The organism is Aureimonas glaciei, assembly GCF_014643375.1.
Classification (GTDB): domain Bacteria; phylum Pseudomonadota; class Alphaproteobacteria; order Rhizobiales; family Rhizobiaceae; genus Plantimonas; species Plantimonas glaciei.
The window spans coordinates 121,661-137,795 of sequence record NZ_BMJJ01000001.1 but is presented as its reverse complement, the minus strand read 5'-3'; the positions used below and the strand labels follow the sequence as shown (position 1 = coordinate 137,795).

Below are 16,135 nucleotides of genomic sequence, written 5' to 3'. Positions count from 1 at the left end.
GATGTCCGGCAGGACAGAGGGGGGTACGTGCGCCGCTCCGGCCGGACGATCACCTCACGCATCCGCCGTCTCCTCGAACGAGGACTGCAGCACCTTCTCCTCCGTCAGCTCGCCGCGCGGGAGGTCAGCGACGATCTCGCCGGAACGGAAGACGTAGACATGGCTGCAGTTCAAAAGCTCGTCGAACTCGGTGGTGTACCAGAGGAAGGCGCGGCCCTTCTCAGCCTCCTCGGCGATGCGGGCATAGACCTCGCGCTTGGTGCCGACGTCGACGCCGCGCATCGGGTCGTCCATGGCGATGATCGCGGCGTCCGAGGCGAGCGCCCGGGCGAATAGCGCCTTCTGCTGGTTGCCGCCCGACAGCGTCAGGATGTTGTCGTCCATGTCGGGCGTCCGGATCTGGAAGGTTTCGCGCGCGGCCTCTTCGACGGCGCGCTCGCGGCGCCCGTCGATCAGGCCGAAGCGCGACAAAGCGGCGAGGGAACGGATGGTGACGTTCTGGCCGATCGACCAGAGCGGGAAGACGCCGTCGGCCTGGCGGTCGCCGGCGACGAAGGCGACGCTGCCCTCGACCTTGGCAAAGCGCGAGGTGCTGCCGGCGGCGTTCTGGATCAGCCGCAGCAGCGCCGTCTGGCCGTGGCCGGCCAGGCCCGCAAGGCCGACGATCTGGCCGGGATAGAGCGTGAGCGAGCGCGCGCCGCGCTGGCGCGGCGGCCGCGCCTCGACGATCGGCCGGTCGGCCGGCCGCGCCTCGGCCACCGCGGCCGCAGCCGTTTCCGGCGCGGTTTCGGCGACGTGTCCCATGGCCGCCACCAGCGCTGCCCGGTCGAATTGGGCCGCCGGCCGCTCGGCGACGACGCGGCCGTCGCGCATCACGACGATGCGGTCGGACGTGCCGAGAATGTCGCCGAGAATGTGCGAGATAAGGATGACGCTGCCGCCGGCCGCCACGAAGCGGCGGACGTGGGCGAGAAGCTGGGCGGCGACGGAATGGTCGAGCGAGGAGGTCGGCTCGTCCAAAATCACCAGGCGCGGCCGGTCGCCGGTGGCGGTAAAATTCATCGCGATCTCGACCATCTGGCGTTCGCCGAGCTCGAGATCGGCGACGAGGTCGTCGGGGCGGATGGTGTGGCCGGGAAAGATTTCCGACAGCGTCGCCTCGATCAGCGCGCCGGCCGGCTGGCGCCAGCCGAACCCCTTCAGGCCGGGATGGCGCAGCCGCGTGTTCTCGGCGACCGACAGATTCGGACAGAGCGAGAGTTCCTGGAAGACGCAGCGGATGCCGGCGTCGTGCGCGGCACCGACCGAAAAGGCGCCCGTCGGCGCGCCGCCGGCGACGAGCGTGCCCTCGTCGTGATGGAGCGTGCCGGCGAGGATCTGCATCAGCGTCGACTTGCCGGCGCCGTTATGGCCGACGAGGCCGAGGCATTCGCCCGGGCCGATCGCCAGATCCACCCCGCCCAGCGCCCTCACCGCGCCAAATGATTTCGTCACGCCGGAGAGGGCGACGAGGGGGGTGGGGGAGCGGGCGGGGGATGCGGTCATGGGCCTGGAAATTCCGATGGGCGTCAGCTGCATTCTTCTCCCCAGCGGGGAGAAGGTCGCGGCAGCGGGATGAGGGGCGGCGAAGCCGTCGTCGCCGAAAGCCGGACGAGCCGGCGGCTTCCTGACGCCGTCGGCGCTCCCCTCATCGGCCTGCCGGCCACTTCTCCCCGGAGGGGCGAAGAACGCGCTTCACCGTGGTGCCGACCACCCCCGTCCTTCGACAGGCTCAGGATGAGGGTGGTGGGAAGTGGCGGGCGAGGAGGCTGGAAGGGCTTGCGCTCTACTTTCCGGCGATGACCGCCTTCGCCTGCTCCTCGGTGTACTCGACATTGGTGACGCCGCCCTCCGGCGTCATTTCCAGGCCCTTCTCCAGCCCGTCCTGGTCGATCCGGAGCGTCGGGACGCTGAGGTCCTTCGGCACCTCGGTGCCGTCGAGGATCTCCTTGGCGACCCAGAAGGCGAGCGTCGAGACGCCAGGCGCGATCGACTGCGAGAAGGTCTCGTAGCCGTTCTTGTCCTTCTGCTCCTTCCACCAGGCGAGCTCGTCCTGGCGGTTGCCCATGATGATCGTCGGGACCGGTTTGCCGGCGGCCTCGAAGGCCTGCGCCGCGCCGTAGCCGTCGCCGCCTTGAGTCACCACGCCGACGATCTCGGGCAGGCTCGGCAGGACGCTCGCCACCGACTTCTGCGCCACGGTCTGCGTCCAGTCGCCCTGGACCTCGCGCACGATCTTGAAGTTCGGATGCTTCTTGATGCCCTCGAGAAGGCCGGCATGGATCTCGTCGTCGACCGAGGTGCCGGCGAGGCCCCGGATCTCGAGGAGATTGCCGCCGTCGGGATAGCGGGTGGCGAGATAGTCGATCTGGTCGACGCCCATCTTCTTGAAGTCGACCGCGACGCGCCAGGCGCAGGGCTCGGTGACGACGCCGTCGAAGGAGACCACGGTGATGCCGGCGTCGCAGGCTTCCTTGACGGCGCCGTTGAGGGCGCTCGGCGAGGCGGCGTTGAGGACGATGGCATTATAGCCCTGCAGGATCAGGTTCTGAAGCTGCGCGGCCTGCTCGGTCGGCGAGTTCTCGCCGGTGGTGAAGGCGTCGGCGGCCTTGGCGGCGCCGGCCTCGACGGCCGCCTTGGTGCCGGTCTCCCAGCTCTTGATCATCGCCTGCCGCCAGGAATTGCCGGCATAGTTGTTGGACAGAGCGAAGGTCTTGTCGGAGGCTTCCTGCGCGGCGGCAGCGCCGGCGAGGACGGTCAGGGCAACAGCCGCCAGCAGCGACGACGTCAGTCGGATGGTCATGTGGTATCCCTCCCAGGATGTTCGGTGCGTCGGGGCGCAGCCAGGCCCTCCCCGCCGTCGCCCTCCGCTCACGCCGCCCCGCACCCCATCGGGAAAACATGGTTTTCCCCCGGGGGCGCCGGCGTCGCAAAGAATATTTAATATTTTCTGGCCCGGGTCAACTGTTCCCGGCGCCCGCGCTGTCGGCCGGATCGGGATCTGCGCCGTCCGGGCGCCCGCCATAGCCGCGTCATGGCCTCGCCTCCGTGAGCCCGCCCCATTGTTGGCGCCGGCGGCCGGAGGCCGTCAAGCCCGCCGCGGGAGGATCGCCGGCTTGGCGCCGGGGCCGCCTCAGGAGGGATCGAGCGGCACCGGCTCCTGGCCACGCTGGCGCTCCCGCCATACGATGAACAGGCCGGAGGCGACGATGATCGCCGCGCCGATCATCGTCGTCAGGCGCGGCACCTCGTCGAAGAACAAAAAGCCGAAGACGATCGCCCAGAACAAGAGCGTGTATTGCAGCGGCGCGACGGTCGCCGCATCGGCGAGCTTCAGCGCCCGGTTGACGCCGATATGGGCGAGCATGGCGACGACGCCGAGAAGGCTCAGCATCAAAAAATCCGGCAGGTCCGGCGTCACCCAGGCGAAGGGCACGGTCACGAGCCCGGCGACCGCGGCGCCGGCGATGTGCCAGAAGACGAGGACGGTGTCGGGCGTGCCGCGCAGCTGCCGCCCGTAGACCATGGTCAGGGCGAAGAGGAAGCTGCCGACGACCGAGATCAGCGCCGGCCAGGTCAGCGTCGCCGCCGAAGGGTCGAGCGCGACGACCACGCCAATGAAGCCGACGCCGATCGCCGTCCAGCGCCGCCAGCCGACGCGCTCGCCCAGCATCAAGGGCGACAGCGCCGCGACGTAGATCGGCGCGGCCAGCCAGTAGGTCATGACGTCGGCGAGCGGCAGCGTGGTCACCGCGACGTAGAAGCAGATCACCTCGGCGGTGGAGCAGAAGACCCGGAGCGCCTGCGTCCGCGGCCGGGCGACGTTGACGAGCGCGCCGCGCTCCAGCCGCATCAGGAAAGGCAGGAGGAAGAGGAGGCCCGCCGCGCTGCGCAGCAGCAGCAGCTCGCCGACCGGATAGGTGGCGACCAGCCACTTGCCCATGGTGTCGTTCAGGGAGAACATCAGCATGGCGCCGAGCATGATCGCCGCGCCGAGGCTCTGGGGCGACAAAAGCATCCCTTTCGGCGGACGGGCAGCCGGGGAAGCGACGGGTCCTGGAATCGACATGGCGTCCTTCGGTCGGCCGGAATCGGGCCCCGATCCATGCGACGGGCGGCTGCTCAATGCAACTTTAGTGTTTTGGCGCGACTGTTTCTTCCGTCGCAGTCACGCGGCCGGAGCCGGACTGGTGCTGATCCCCCTGCCTACCCTCGTCGTTCTCTACGTCGCGTTTGCCGGAAAGCAGCTCGTCTGCGATTTCCTGTTGCAGACGACCTGGATGGCGAAGGGCAAGTGCCGGCACGATGGCTGGGTGCGGCCGCTCGTGGCGCATGCCGGCACGCATGCGGCGGGGACGCTCGTCATCGTGCTGGCGGCGGCGCCGGCGCTGGCCTGGCTGGCGCTCGTCGATTTCGCCCTGCATGCCGGCATCGACCGGGTGAAGGCGCTGGCGACGACGGGCATGGCGATGAGCGAGCCGCGCTTCTGGTGGGCGCTGGGGGCCGACCAGATGGCGCACCAGCTCACCCATTTCGGCTTCGTGCTCGTCCTGTCGATGCAGCTGTCGTCCTGATCGCGCCGGTCCGCGGCCAGCCAGTCCCTCCGCCGCGGTGCGCTGTCCGCCAGCGTCGGCGGACTGCCTCGCCACGGTGGACACCGACATTTTCCCCGTCGGGGGGATGAGCGGCGTCAGGCCACCTGGCTGACGCTGGGCTCGCGAGCCGCGGCGAGGACGGGCATCCGGATCTCGATCCGGCACCCGCCCGCCGACAGCGGATCGACGGCGATGCTGCCGCCGTGGCGGGCGACGGCCCGCTGGCATTCGGCCAGGCCGATCCCCGCGCCGATCGGCTCGCCGTCGCGCAGGGGTCGCACCAGCGCGTCCCGCGCTTCCGGCGCCATCGCCCGGCCGTTGTCCTCGAGGGTGAAGCGGTGCTCGCCGGCCAGGCGCGCGTAGCGCAGGACCATGCGCGGGCACTCGCGCGCCCTGCGGCGCAGGCCGTATTCGATGAGGTTGAGGAAGAGGCGCCGCAGCGCCGCCCGGTCGCCCGACACGGTCGGCAGGCGGGCCACGTCGAGAATCACCCCGCCCTGCGCCAGAAGCGGCGCGAGACAGGCCCTCACCTCCGCCAGAACCAGGTTCATGTCGCAGTCCGGCGCGATCTCGTCCTTCTGCCTGTTGCCCCGCTCGCGCTGGATCATCGCGCTCAGCTGCTGCACGACGTTCGACGCGCTGTCGGAAATCAGTTCGAGATACTGGCGCGACTGCGCACTCAGGGCACTTTCGGGATCGTTCTGGATCATGGAGATGGCAGTGACGTAGGACCCGATCGGCGAGCGCAGATCGTGCGAGGCGACGGAAGCCCATTCGCGCAGGCGACCGGCGACGCCGACGAGCGCCTGTTCGCAGGCGAAAAGTTCGCTCATGTCGGTGGCGATCGTCAGGATCAGCCGCTCGCCCGGCCGCATCTCGAGGGTGCGCCGGCGCACGCGCACGGTGCGCAGCCGGCCGGCCCAGTCGGTGATGCCCTGAACGAGGTCGGCCTCGCTGGCGGGCGCGACGTCGTCGGCCAGAAAAAAGGCCAGATCCGCCGAGATCAGATCATCCCGTTGTTCCCCGCCGATGATCCCTTCCTGCCGCGTCGGCGCGAACAACTGCAGAAATGCCTGGTTGCCATAAAGGATCCTGCCGTCCGATCCCCTTGCGAAGATGATGTCGGAGACATGGTCGAGCACCGAACCAAATAGTTCATGCATGGAGTGCATTCCTCTGCCGGCGAATCGCTAATCCTTTCTAGAAATGAATCAAAAGGTACGGCTTCGTCAACTTTTCTCGGCGGTCCGGCTGGAATATAAGGCCAGAAAGTGCTATGATCATCAGTACTTGCTATCGTCTGCCAGGCGTCGCTCCTGCCGATACGGTCAGCGGGACGGGTACTTGCTGCCGCAGGGGCGGAAGGGCGCGCGTCCCGGCCCGCAACGGTCGGGAGCCGTTGCCAGGCTTTGCCACCTTGGTCGCAGAACCGTGTCCGCGCAGCACTTTCCCGAAGCCGCGGCGCCGGCTAGGGACGGGTAACACTGTGGTGGCACTATTGCCGCCCGGATGGCAGAAGCACCCCATCACTGCATTCACAGCGATGCCCCGGCATTGCGGCTCGACCTAGAGGAAACTTCATGACGATCATCGCCAAGGCCGCCAAGGCCATTCTCCTTGCTGCCGGCCTCGTCGGCGCGATCACCGCGGCGCCGGCTTCGGCCGCCACCTGCGGCAACAACGCTGCCGGCTTCCCCGCCTGGCTACAGGAATTCAAGGGCGAGGCCCGCGCCGCCGGCGTTTCCGCCCGCACCATCGAGTCGGCGCTGGGCAATGTCAGCTACGACAAGAAGGTCATCAGCCTCGACCGCAACCAGAAGAGCTTCAAGCTGTCGCTCGACCAGTTCATGGAACGCCGGGCGCCCGCCTCCTTCGTCTCCAAGGGCAAGAAGATCATCAAGCAGAACGCCAAGCTGCTCGCTTCGATCGAGCAGCGCTACGGCGTGCCCGGCGAGGTGCTGGTCGCGATCTGGGGCATGGAGACCGGCTTCGGCGCCAATTCCGGCAATATGAACGTCTTCCGCTCGCTGGCGACGCTGTCCTACGACTGCCGGCGGTCCGACTTCTTCACCGAGGAACTGCTCTCGGCGCTGGAGATCGTCGACCGCGGCGACATGCAGGCGAGCGCCATGCGCGGTGCCTGGGCCGGCGAGATCGGCCAGACGCAGTTCCTGGCCAAGAACTATCTGCGCTTTGCCGTCGACGGCGACGGCGACGGCCACCGCGACCTGATCCGCTCCAAGGCGGACGTGCTTGCCTCCACGGCCAACTTCCTGAAGGCCAAGGGCTGGCGCGCCGGTGCCGGCTACATGCCGGGCGAGCCGAACAACGCCGTCTTTGGCGAGTGGAACAGCGCCGGCGTCTACCAGAAGGCGCTCGCCCTCTTCGCCAGCAAGCTCGCCAACTAACCGTCAGACCCAGGGTCCGGTGCCCCGGCACCGGACCCGTTTGCCCTCCTGGCGGACGCGGGACGCACCTGCCCACCCTGCGGCGCGACCAGACGCTGGCCCGCTGGACGTCGCCGTCGGTCGCTGTCAGTCGCCGTCGAGTTCAGGATAGTGGCGAAAGATGCCGTCCTCGTTGAACGGGAGACGGCGCTCGCTGGCGAGATAGGTAGCAAGGCGCGGATGCGCCGCCACGCGCGCCGCCAGATGCATCACCTCGGGCGTATCGCCGGCGATCGCCTTGAGGCGCCGGGGAAAGGCGTAGCGCAGCCCCTCCACCGTCTGGAACAGGCCGAGATCGGCATAGCTGAGATGCGCGCCGACGAGGTAGCCGGCGGAATTGCGCCGCAGGAGCTTTTCGTACCAGCCGAGGAATTTTGGCATGCGCGAGTCGCGAAATTCCGCGGCGCGGCGCAGCGCCTCGGGCTTCTGCTCCTCGTAGTAGAGCGAGATGCCGACGGGATGGTGCGTGTCATGCGCCTCGGCGACGAAATCGGCCGTGGTCGCCGCCACGCTGCGGGCGAAATGCCGGCCGGCCTCGTCCTCGGGCGCCAGCCGGTGGCGCTCGCCGACATAGGCGGCCGCGACCGCCGCCTGCGAGACGAGCGTCGCGCCGTCGATCAGGAAGGGCGGCGCCAGCGGAAAGGCTTCGCCATGGCCGTGGCGCAGGATCGCCATCATGGCGTCGACGCCGCAGCCCGGCCCCTCCAGCCGCGCCATGTCGCGGTAGGGCGCGCCGGTCGCCTCGAGCACGAGGCGGACATACTCGCCGCGCCCCGGCAGTCCGGGCCAGTAGTAGAGATCGTAGGCCAAGGCGTCTCCCCTCCTCACAGTTCCACGTCGACCGCGGTCCGCGGCGGGTGGATCGGGCAGCCGTTGAAGCTGGCCCGGAAATCCGCCGACATCGCATAGGCCGGCTTGCGGCAGCGCATGATCGAGCCGAGCGGGCGGTGCGCCTCTAGGCCGTTCCAGGGCGAGAATGCCATGCCGTCGTCGACGGCGCGAGAGCGTTCCTCGCTCCAGCCGGGCTGCGGCGAAACGGTGATGCGGCCGACCGGGAGATAGGGGCTCTCGTCCTCCGGCCAGACCACCGAGGCGTCCTCGACCGGCATGGTCTCGGCATTGGTCAGGAGCTGCGCGCGCAGCTCCCACTCGCCCCGGTTGGCCGCGAAGAAGGCGTCGACCGCCTCGCGCAGCGCGTTCGGACGACCGGAGACGGCGATCTTCGCCCCGGTCAGTGCCGTCAGGTTGGCGCTGACCGGGGCCAGCGACAGCTTGGCGACATGGCGGCCATAACGGATCGGCGCCTGCGTGTAGAAGGTCTCCCCGAGGATATGGGTGTTGGGATGGCCGCCCAGGCCCTTCAGCGTGCTGCTCTCGCCGCCCACCGTCTCGACCAGCGTCTCGGCGCCGCGCAGCGCGGCAGATGCAATCTTCTTCAGGCTCTGCGGCGCGTCGGTGGTCTTGGCGAGCAGCTTGAGGCTGCGCAGGAACCCCTTGGCGTCGGGCGACAGGAAGGCCGGGCCGTTGACCATGACGAAATCCTGCACGGCGCCTTCCGACCCCTCCAGCCTTTCACCCTCGACGCCGACAACCTTGATGGCGAGGCCGCGCGGCACCGAAATCGAATCGTCGAGGATGTCGCCGGGATTGGTCGAGAAGCGCAGGACGACGGGATAGGTCGCGGCATGGGCGAACAGGCCCTGCGCGAGTTCCGGCGGCAGGACGTCGGCGATCCTCAGCTCGCCGCTGAGTATCCCGTGGCTCTTGGCATGCACGCTGCGGACGGCATGGCCGTAGTCGGCGGAGGTTGTCTCCATGATCGACCGGAGGGTCTCGACGATGGCCGCGGCGGTCTCGGCCTCGTCCGGCTCCAGCATCTCGATGTCGGGGGTGTAGAGCAGCGGGGGTGTCGCGTGGGTCGGCATTTCCGTGTCCGTTCAGATCGGGGGCATCCTTGCCCGGCTCTGGAAAAGGCACCGGCCGCCCCATCCGTTCCCGCCGCCATGACGAGCACCCGGGGGGAAGAGTGGTGCACGGGCGGTCTGGACAAGCCTGGCTCTGCCCCCTAACCCCAGCCGCACGGGTGGACTGCATCGCCCTTCCTCTTTCCCTTCGAGGCCTGCATGGACGCCCCGCGTTCGCCCGACAGCCGTTTGCCCCCGGCGCCCCTGACCAGCTCCTGGAGCGGCCATCTCGGCGCGATGCTGCGGCTCGGCCTGCCTTTGGCCGGCGTGCAGCTGGCGCAGATGTCGATCAACGTCACCGACACCGTGATGATCGGCTGGCTCGGGCCCAAACCCCTGGCCGCGGCGGTGCTGGCGACCCAGGCCTTTTTCCTGTTCTGGATGTTCGGCTCGGGATTTGCCCAGGCCGTCATGCCCGTCGCCGCCCATGCCGCCGGCCGCGGCGACGTGCGCGGCGTCCGCCGCTCGGTGCGCATGGGGCTGTGGGTCATCCTCGCCTATGGCGCGCTGGCCATGGTGCCCTTGTGGAATCTGGAGGCGATCCTCCTGGCGCTCGGCCAGGACGCCGAGGTCGCCGCCCTCGCCGGCGCCTTCACGCATGTCCTGCAATGGTCGATGTTCCCGGCGCTCGTGATCGCGGGCCTCAGGTCCTATCTCAGCGTCCTCGACCGCGCCCATATCGTCCTCGGCGTCACGCTGTTCGGCGCGCTGGTCAACGCGCTCGGCGACTATGCGCTGATCTTCGGGCATTTCGGCCTGCCGGCGCTCGGCATGCAGGGCGCCGCCGTCGCCTCCGTGGTGACCAATCTCGCCATGTGCGCCATCCTCTTCGCCTACACCGCCCTCAGCCCGCAGCTGAAGCCCTACGAACTCTACGTCCGCTTCTGGCGACCGGACTGGCCCGCCTTCTTCGACGTGCTGCGGCTCGGCTGGCCGATCTCGACGACGATCATCGCCGAGGTCGGGCTGTTTGCGGCGGCGTCGATCATGATGGGCTGGCTCGGCGCGATCGCGCTGGCCGCGCACGGCATCGCGCTGCAGCTCGCCTCGATCGCCTTCATGGTGCCGCTCGGTCTCTCCAACGCCGCGACCGTGCGCGTCGGCCGCGCCCATGGCGCGCAGGACTGGCGCGGGCTCGGCCGCGCCGCGCACACGGGCCTGGCGCTGGCGGTGGCCATAGCGGTGCTCGGCGCGCTGCTGTTCTTCGTCGCGCCGACGGGCCTGATCGGCCTCTATCTCGACGGGCGCGATCCCGACGCCGCCGCGGTGCTGGCCATCGGCGTGCCGCTGCTCGCTGTCGCCGCCGCCTTCCAGGTCTTCGATGCGGTGCAGGTGATGGCCGCCGGGCTGTTGAGGGGCATCCGCGACACGCGGGTGCCGATGCTGATGGCGGTGTTCAGCTACTGGGCCGTCGGCATGCCGGTGGCCTATGTCCTCGGCTTCGTCTTCGACTTCGGCGGCCCGGGCGTCTGGGCCGGCCTCGCCTCGGGCCTGTTCCTGGCCGCGCTGCTGATGACGCAGCGCTTCCACCGCCGCGTGGCGCTGGGGCTCACGGCCGGCTGAGGCCGCAGCACCCGGTGAGACGGGCTCGGCCGGGCGGGCGCCGCTCCGCCGGCGCGACCGTCGCGCCCTGGCGGTGCCGGCCGGTCGGCGCCGCCTTGGTCTTTAGGCGCATAGGCCGCGGCGCAGGCGCGCTGGCTGTTGACCCCCGGACGCGCCGCCCGTAACGTTTTTCGATGAGGTCCTGGAGTCGGGCGAAGATCCAGCTCCGTGCCGCTCGTCTTCCGGGAGGATTTGCCGATGAAACTCGTCTCCATTCTGTGCGCCGCCGCGCTCGCTGCGACCGTGGGCGCCGTTCGCGCCCAGGACGCGTTTCCGAGCCAGCCGATCACCATCGTCGTGCCCTTCGCCGCGGGCGGACCGACCGATACGGTGACGCGCCTGATCGCCGAGCCGATGAGCAAGGAGCTCGGCCAGCAGGTGGTGATCCAGAACGTCGCCGGCGCCGGCGGGACGCTCGCCGCCGGCCAGGTCGCCAAGGCCTCGCCCGACGGCTACACCATCCTGATGCACCATATCGGCATGTCTACCGCGCCGACGCTCTACCGCAATCTCGACTTCGATCCGGTGACCGCCTTCGCCACCGTCGGCCTCGTCACCAACGTGCCGATGACGCTGATCGCCCGCAAGGATTTCGAGCCGAACACGCTGGAAGAGCTCGTCACCTATGTGAAGGCGAACAAGGACACGGTCGTCTACGCCAATGCCGGCATCGGCGCCGCCTCGCATCTCTGCGGCATGCTGTTCATGAACGCCATCGACACCGCCGTCACCACCGTGCCCTACAAGGGCACGGGCCCGGCGATGACCGACATCCTCGCCGGCGAGGTCGACTTCATGTGCGACCAGTCGACGAACACGACCGGCCAGATCAAGGGCGGCGAGGTCAAGGTCTATGCGGTGACGACGCCCGAGCGTCTCGGCAACCTGCCCGACGTGCCAACCACGACCGAAGCCGGCCTGCCGGGCTTCCAGGTCGGCGTCTGGCACGGCCTCTATGCCCCCGCCGGCACGCCCGAGGCCACGGTGGAAAAGCTCTCGGCCGCGCTGCAGAAGGCGCTCGCCGACCCGACCGTGATCGAGCGCTTCGCCGAGCTCGGCACCGCCCCGGTCGCCGCCGACCAGGCCACGCCCGCCGCCCACAAGACCTATCTCGCCGACCAGATCGCGCTGTGGAAGCCGATCATTGAAAAGGCCGGCGTATTCGCCGACTAAGATTTATGGGGGGTGGGCGCCTCATCACCGCCTCGGCTGCTTCACCCCCCTCTGCCTACCGGCATCTCCCCCTCAAGGGGGGAGATCGGCCAAGCACCGACGGCCGCGCGCCTGATCTCCCCCCTTGAGGGGGAGATGCCCGGCAGGGCAGAGGGGGGCACACCGCCGCAATTCTTGCCATTGTGCTCTCATGCGCCCCCCGAAAGGTCCCCCGTGCACTTACAGAAATCCGTCAAGGACATCCTGTCGGGCCTCATCTTTCTCGGCTTCGGCGCGGCCTTCGCGTTCACCGCGCTCGGCTATCCCATGGGCACGGCGCTGCGCATGGGCGCGGGTTTCTTTCCCTTCGGCCTCGGCCTGCTGCTGGCCGGCTTCGGCGTCGCGATCCTGATCAAGGGGCTTCTCCACCGCGGCATCGCCGAGGACCTCGGGCCGGTGCCGTGGCGCGGCGCGGTGCTGATCTTGGGCGCCCTTATTTTCTTCGGCGCCTGCGTCCGCGGCCTCGGCCTGGTGCCGACGCTGTTCGTCACCGTGCTGGTCAGCGCGCTCGCCAGCCGCACGCTGGCGCCCTGGGCCGCCCTGGCGCTGGCCGCCGGAATGACGCTCGTCTGCTACGTCATCTTCGTGCGCGGGCTCGGCGTCACCGTGCCGCTGTTCGGCCCCTGGACGAGGTTCTGACCTGATGGATCTCGTCGCCAATCTCGCCCTCGGCTTCCAGACCGCGCTCGATCCCATCAATCTTCTCTACTGCTTCGTCGGCGTGCTGCTCGGCACCCTGGTCGGCGTCCTGCCGGGCATCGGCCCGACCGCGACGATCGCCATGCTCCTGCCGATCACCTTCGCCTTCGCGCCGGTCACCGCCCTCATCATGCTCGCCGGCATCTACTACGGCGCGCAGTATGGCGGCTCGACCACGGCGATCCTGATCAACCTGCCGGGCGAATCCTCCTCGGCGGTGACGGCCATCGACGGCTACCAGATGGCCAAGCAAGGCCGCGCCGGGCCGGCGCTGGCCACCGCCGCGCTCGGATCCTTCTTCGCCGGCACGGTCGCGACCTTCATCCTAGTGCTCGCCGCCCCGCCGCTCGCCGCCGTCGCCCTCTCCTTCTCCGCGCCGGAATATTTCTCGCTGATCATCCTCGGCCTCCTCGCCTCGATCGCGCTGGCGCAGGGCTCGGTCTTGAAGGCGCTGGCGATGATCGTGCTCGGCATCCTCCTCGGCACCGTCGGCCAGGACGGCTTCGACGGCACGCCGCGCTATTCTTTCGGCTTTCCCGAGCTCTATGCCGGCATCAGCTTCGTCTCGGTGGCGATCGGCATTTTCGGTGTCGCCGAGATCCTGCGCAATCTGGAGAACGAGAAGACGCGCGACGTCATGGTCAAGACGGTCAAGAACCTCTGGCTGACCAAGGCGGACTTTAAAGCTATCATCGCCCCCGTTCTGCGCGGCACGGCGCTCGGCTCGATCCTCGGCATCCTGCCGGGCGGCGGGCACGTGCTCGCCTCCTTCGCCTCCTACGCCGTGGAAAAGCGCGTCTCGAAACATCCCGAAGAGTTCGGCAAGGGCGCCATCGCCGGCGTCGCCGGGCCGGAGAGCGCCAACAACGCCGCCGCGCAGACCTCGTTCATCCCGCTCCTCACCCTCGGCATTCCCGCCCATCCGGTGATGGCGCTGATGATCGGCGCCTTCATCACGCAAGGGATCACCCCCGGGCCGAACGTCATCACCGACGAGCCGGCGCTGTTCTGGGGCATCATCGTCTCGATGTGGGTCGGCAATCTGATGCTGGTGCTCCTGAACCTGCCGCTGATCGGGCTGTGGGTGAAGCTCCTGACCATTCCCTACAAGGTGCTGTTCCCGGCCATCATCGCCTTCGCCTGCCTCGGCTGCTACTCGATCGACCAGAACCCGTTCGACATCTACGCCATCGTGTTCTTCGGGATCGTCGGCTACGTCCTGATGAAGCTCGGCTGCGAGCCGGCGCCGCTGCTGCTCGGCTTCGTCCTCGGCCCGCTGCTCGAGGACCATTTCCGCCGGGCGATGATCCGCCACCGCGGCGACCTCATGATCTTCGTCGAGCGGCCGATCTCGGCGGCGCTCTTGGCGCTGGCCGTCGCCGCCGTGGTCATCGCGGTCCTGCCGCAGGTCCGCCGTAAGCGGCAGGAAGTGTTCGTCGAGGACGAATAGCGTTCGGCGTAGCGCCGGGCCTCTCACCGCGGTGCCGGCCCGCCGGCAGACTTGCCTTGTGCCGGGGCGGCGCGCTCCGATCTAAGATCCCGGTCCCGACAGGCGGATCGCCACGCCGGCTCCGGCTGGGCCGTCTGAGCCCGTCAGTTCACGACGACGTCGATGTAGTCCTCGTAGACGTCGATGCAGACGTCGGGCGTGCCGTTGACGATCCGGCGGGCATCGGCGCGGTCGATGCTGCCGCGCTTCAGCATCACCTCAAGACGCGCCCGGTTGGCCTTGGAGGCGAAGGTCGAATCGTCCTCGTCGCTGGGATCGCGCTTGCCGAAAGCGTGGAAATTGGCGCGGTCCTGACGGATGATCGCCGCCGCGCTTTTCAGCTGGTAGCCGTCCGAGGCGAAATGATCCTCGTCGCCCATGGTGGCGCAGTAGCTCTCGATCGGATCCATCGCCGTCTGCGCCGCGGCGACACCGGCCGGTGAGCAAAGCGCCGACAGGGTCAGCAGAATGGTCAGGTGTTTCATCGGGTCCCCCACGCGACGACGCGATGGGTGGCCCGCGATCACCGGCGGTGACGCCGGGCCTCATGCCATTCGCTCAGTCGACGCAATGACCATACCGGATTGGCAGGGCGGGACAATGCCCCGGTGGCGCGCGACACGCGGAAAAGCCCGCCATCCGGCGCCCTTTGGGATCAGGCGCAGTCCTGCTTCACCGAGCCGTCGGCGGGTTCGATCTGGACGCGGGTGTGACCGGCACTGATGAAGCCGAGCTTCTTCGCCGCGCCGCGGGAGAGGTCGATCAGCCGGCCCTTGATGAAGGGGCCGCGATCGTTGATGCGCACGACCACGGCCTTGCCGTTGCGCAAGTTGGTCACTTTCACCTTCGAGCCGAGCGGCAAGGTCTTGTGCGCGGCGGTCATCGCGGCCGGATTCATCATCTCGCCGGAAGCGGTGCGCGAGCGCAGCGCGTACCAGGAGGCGCCGCCGCAGGAGAGGCCGAGCTTCGGCTTGGATTCCGCGGTCTGCACGAGGGCAGGGGCGAGCAGCGTACTGGCAGCGATTGTGGTGGCAGCGATCATCGTCACAAACTTCAAGCGTCCGGCCCTTATCCCGTTGATTTACCACGGGTGACCGAGCCTTTAACTCCTCGTGGCCCCCGCGTTTGACGGGGCCTGAGTGACGACGGGATCCGCCCAAAAAAGGGTCGGTTCCAACACGATACATGAACGTTTGAAATAAAAGGCCGCTCTTTCGTGATCCTTACCGTCCGCTATCGCCTATGAGACAGGCGAGGGCCTCGCGATAGGTCGGAAAGGAAAACGTGTATCCCAGGGACTTCAACCGGGCGTTTGATACCCTTTTGTTCTCGCCATAGAAGCTTCTGGCCATCGGCGACAGCAACGCGGAGTCGAAGTCGATCGCCGGAGGAACAGGAAAATGCGCCAGTTTCGCCGCATATTCGACCACGTCTTGCGGCGGTGCGGGTTCGTCGTCGGTGACGTTGAACACCCCACCGAGATCCTGGCTGGCCAAAAGCGTGAGGGCGCCGGCGATGTCGGCGACGTGGATGCGGTTGAACACCTGACCGGGCTTCACCAGTCGCCGCGCTTTGCCCTCGCGAAGATTCACCATCGCATTGCGACCGGGGCCGTAGATGCCGGAGAGCCGGAGTACGGCAAGCGGCACGCCGCGCGCTGCGGCGACCGCCGTCCAGGCCTCCTCCGCGTCGACACGCTCGACCGAGCGCTGCGACACCGGCCGGACGGGCGTTTCCTCGTCGACCCAGCCGCCGTCATGGTTGCCATAGACGCCGACGGTCGAGAGATAGCCGATCCAGGCAAGGTTCGGCATGCCGGTCAGCACCGCGTCACGGTACTGCAGCAGGACCGGATCACCCTCCTCCTTCGGCGCGATCGAGACGAGCAGATGCGTCGTTTCGGCCAGCGCTTCGGGGATCCCCTCGCCGGGCTGGGTGCCATCGAAGACGTAGGCGGGGAGGCCGCGCGCGGCAAAGGCCGCCGCCTTGCCGGGCGAGCGCGTGGTGACGCCGGCGACCGCCGCGGGATCGAGCGTGTCGACGAAGGCCGTGGCCGAATAGCCGCAGCCGAAGACGAAGAGGCGCATG

General features: G+C 68.6%; 15 protein-coding genes. 6 read left to right on the top strand and 9 right to left on the bottom strand.

The annotated features are described in order from the left end of the window. Positions 1-54: 54 nt before the first annotated feature. From IEX88_RS00680 to IEX88_RS00670, 3 genes are all read right to left on the bottom strand, one after another. Positions 55-1,545, bottom strand: a complete 1,491-nt coding sequence (locus IEX88_RS00680; RefSeq protein WP_188848562.1) for a sugar ABC transporter ATP-binding protein — start codon at positions 1,543-1,545, stop codon at positions 55-57. A gap of 280 nt (positions 1,546-1,825) precedes the next feature. After that, positions 1,826-2,842, bottom strand: coding sequence for an ABC transporter substrate-binding protein (locus tag IEX88_RS00675; protein WP_188848560.1), 1,017 nt, complete (start codon positions 2,840-2,842; stop codon positions 1,826-1,828). Positions 2,843-3,172: 330 nt separating this feature from the next. Beyond that, positions 3,173-4,057, bottom strand: coding sequence for a DMT family transporter (locus IEX88_RS00670; protein ID WP_188848558.1), 885 nt, complete (start codon positions 4,055-4,057; stop codon positions 3,173-3,175). Positions 4,058-4,229: 172 nt separating this feature from the next. Between IEX88_RS00670 and IEX88_RS00665 the strand changes: the two genes are divergently transcribed. Then, the gene (locus IEX88_RS00665; RefSeq protein ID WP_244639752.1) at positions 4,230-4,613 is read left to right on the top strand and encodes a DUF3307 domain-containing protein; all 384 of its coding nucleotides are present in this window, start codon (positions 4,230-4,232) and stop codon (positions 4,611-4,613) included. Positions 4,614-4,729: 116 nt separating this feature from the next. Here the strand turns inward: IEX88_RS00665 and IEX88_RS00660 are convergent, their stop codons facing one another. Continuing rightward, positions 4,730-5,797, bottom strand: coding sequence for a PAS domain-containing sensor histidine kinase (locus IEX88_RS00660; RefSeq protein ID WP_188848554.1), 1,068 nt, complete (start codon positions 5,795-5,797; stop codon positions 4,730-4,732). Between the two features lie 417 nt (positions 5,798-6,214). Between IEX88_RS00660 and IEX88_RS00655 the strand changes: the two genes are divergently transcribed. Further along, entirely contained in the window at positions 6,215-7,042 is an 828-nt protein-coding gene (locus IEX88_RS00655) for a lytic murein transglycosylase (protein WP_188848552.1), read from the top strand. A gap of 126 nt (positions 7,043-7,168) precedes the next feature. Here the strand turns inward: IEX88_RS00655 and IEX88_RS00650 are convergent, their stop codons facing one another. Together IEX88_RS00650 and IEX88_RS00645 are read right to left on the bottom strand one after the other, a co-directional pair. Further along, a complete protein-coding gene (locus IEX88_RS00650; protein ID WP_188848550.1) occupies positions 7,169-7,891 on the bottom strand; it encodes a glutathione S-transferase in 723 nt (240 codons plus the stop codon). Positions 7,892-7,905: 14 nt separating this feature from the next. Beyond that, positions 7,906-9,006: a catalase family protein gene (locus tag IEX88_RS00645; RefSeq protein ID WP_188848548.1), complete on the bottom strand. Its 1,101-nt coding sequence runs from the start codon at positions 9,004-9,006 to the stop codon at positions 7,906-7,908. 198 nt (positions 9,007-9,204) lie between these two features. Between IEX88_RS00645 and IEX88_RS00640 the strand changes: the two genes are divergently transcribed. The 4 genes from IEX88_RS00640 to IEX88_RS00625 all read left to right on the top strand — a co-directional run bounded on the left by IEX88_RS00640 (position 9,205) and on the right by IEX88_RS00625 (position 14,008). Further along, on the top strand, positions 9,205-10,608 hold the full coding sequence (locus IEX88_RS00640; RefSeq protein ID WP_188848546.1) for an MATE family efflux transporter: 1,404 nt from the start codon (positions 9,205-9,207) through the stop codon (positions 10,606-10,608). Between the two features lie 237 nt (positions 10,609-10,845). Further along, positions 10,846-11,820 (top strand): tripartite tricarboxylate transporter substrate-binding protein, encoded by a 975-nt coding sequence (locus tag IEX88_RS00635; RefSeq protein ID WP_188848544.1) that lies wholly within the window; start codon positions 10,846-10,848, stop codon positions 11,818-11,820. Positions 11,821-12,033: 213 nt separating this feature from the next. After that, on the top strand, positions 12,034-12,498 hold the full coding sequence (locus IEX88_RS00630; protein WP_244639751.1) for a tripartite tricarboxylate transporter TctB family protein: 465 nt from the start codon (positions 12,034-12,036) through the stop codon (positions 12,496-12,498). 4 nt (positions 12,499-12,502) lie between these two features. Then, on the top strand, positions 12,503-14,008 hold the full coding sequence (locus IEX88_RS00625) for a tripartite tricarboxylate transporter permease (protein ID WP_188848540.1): 1,506 nt from the start codon (positions 12,503-12,505) through the stop codon (positions 14,006-14,008). Positions 14,009-14,151: 143 nt separating this feature from the next. Here the strand turns inward: IEX88_RS00625 and IEX88_RS00620 are convergent, their stop codons facing one another. The 3 genes from IEX88_RS00620 to IEX88_RS00610 all read right to left on the bottom strand — a co-directional run bounded on the left by IEX88_RS00620 (position 14,152) and on the right by IEX88_RS00610 (position 16,134). Beyond that, the gene (locus IEX88_RS00620) at positions 14,152-14,532 is read right to left on the bottom strand and encodes a hypothetical protein (RefSeq protein ID WP_188848538.1); all 381 of its coding nucleotides are present in this window, start codon (positions 14,530-14,532) and stop codon (positions 14,152-14,154) included. Between the two features lie 170 nt (positions 14,533-14,702). Beyond that, positions 14,703-15,104, bottom strand: coding sequence for a septal ring lytic transglycosylase RlpA family protein (locus IEX88_RS00615; RefSeq protein WP_373289519.1), 402 nt, complete (start codon positions 15,102-15,104; stop codon positions 14,703-14,705). 166 nt (positions 15,105-15,270) lie between these two features. Continuing rightward, positions 15,271-16,134, bottom strand: coding sequence for an SDR family oxidoreductase (locus tag IEX88_RS00610; protein ID WP_188849257.1), 864 nt, complete (start codon positions 16,132-16,134; stop codon positions 15,271-15,273). Position 16,135 lies beyond the last annotated feature (1 nt).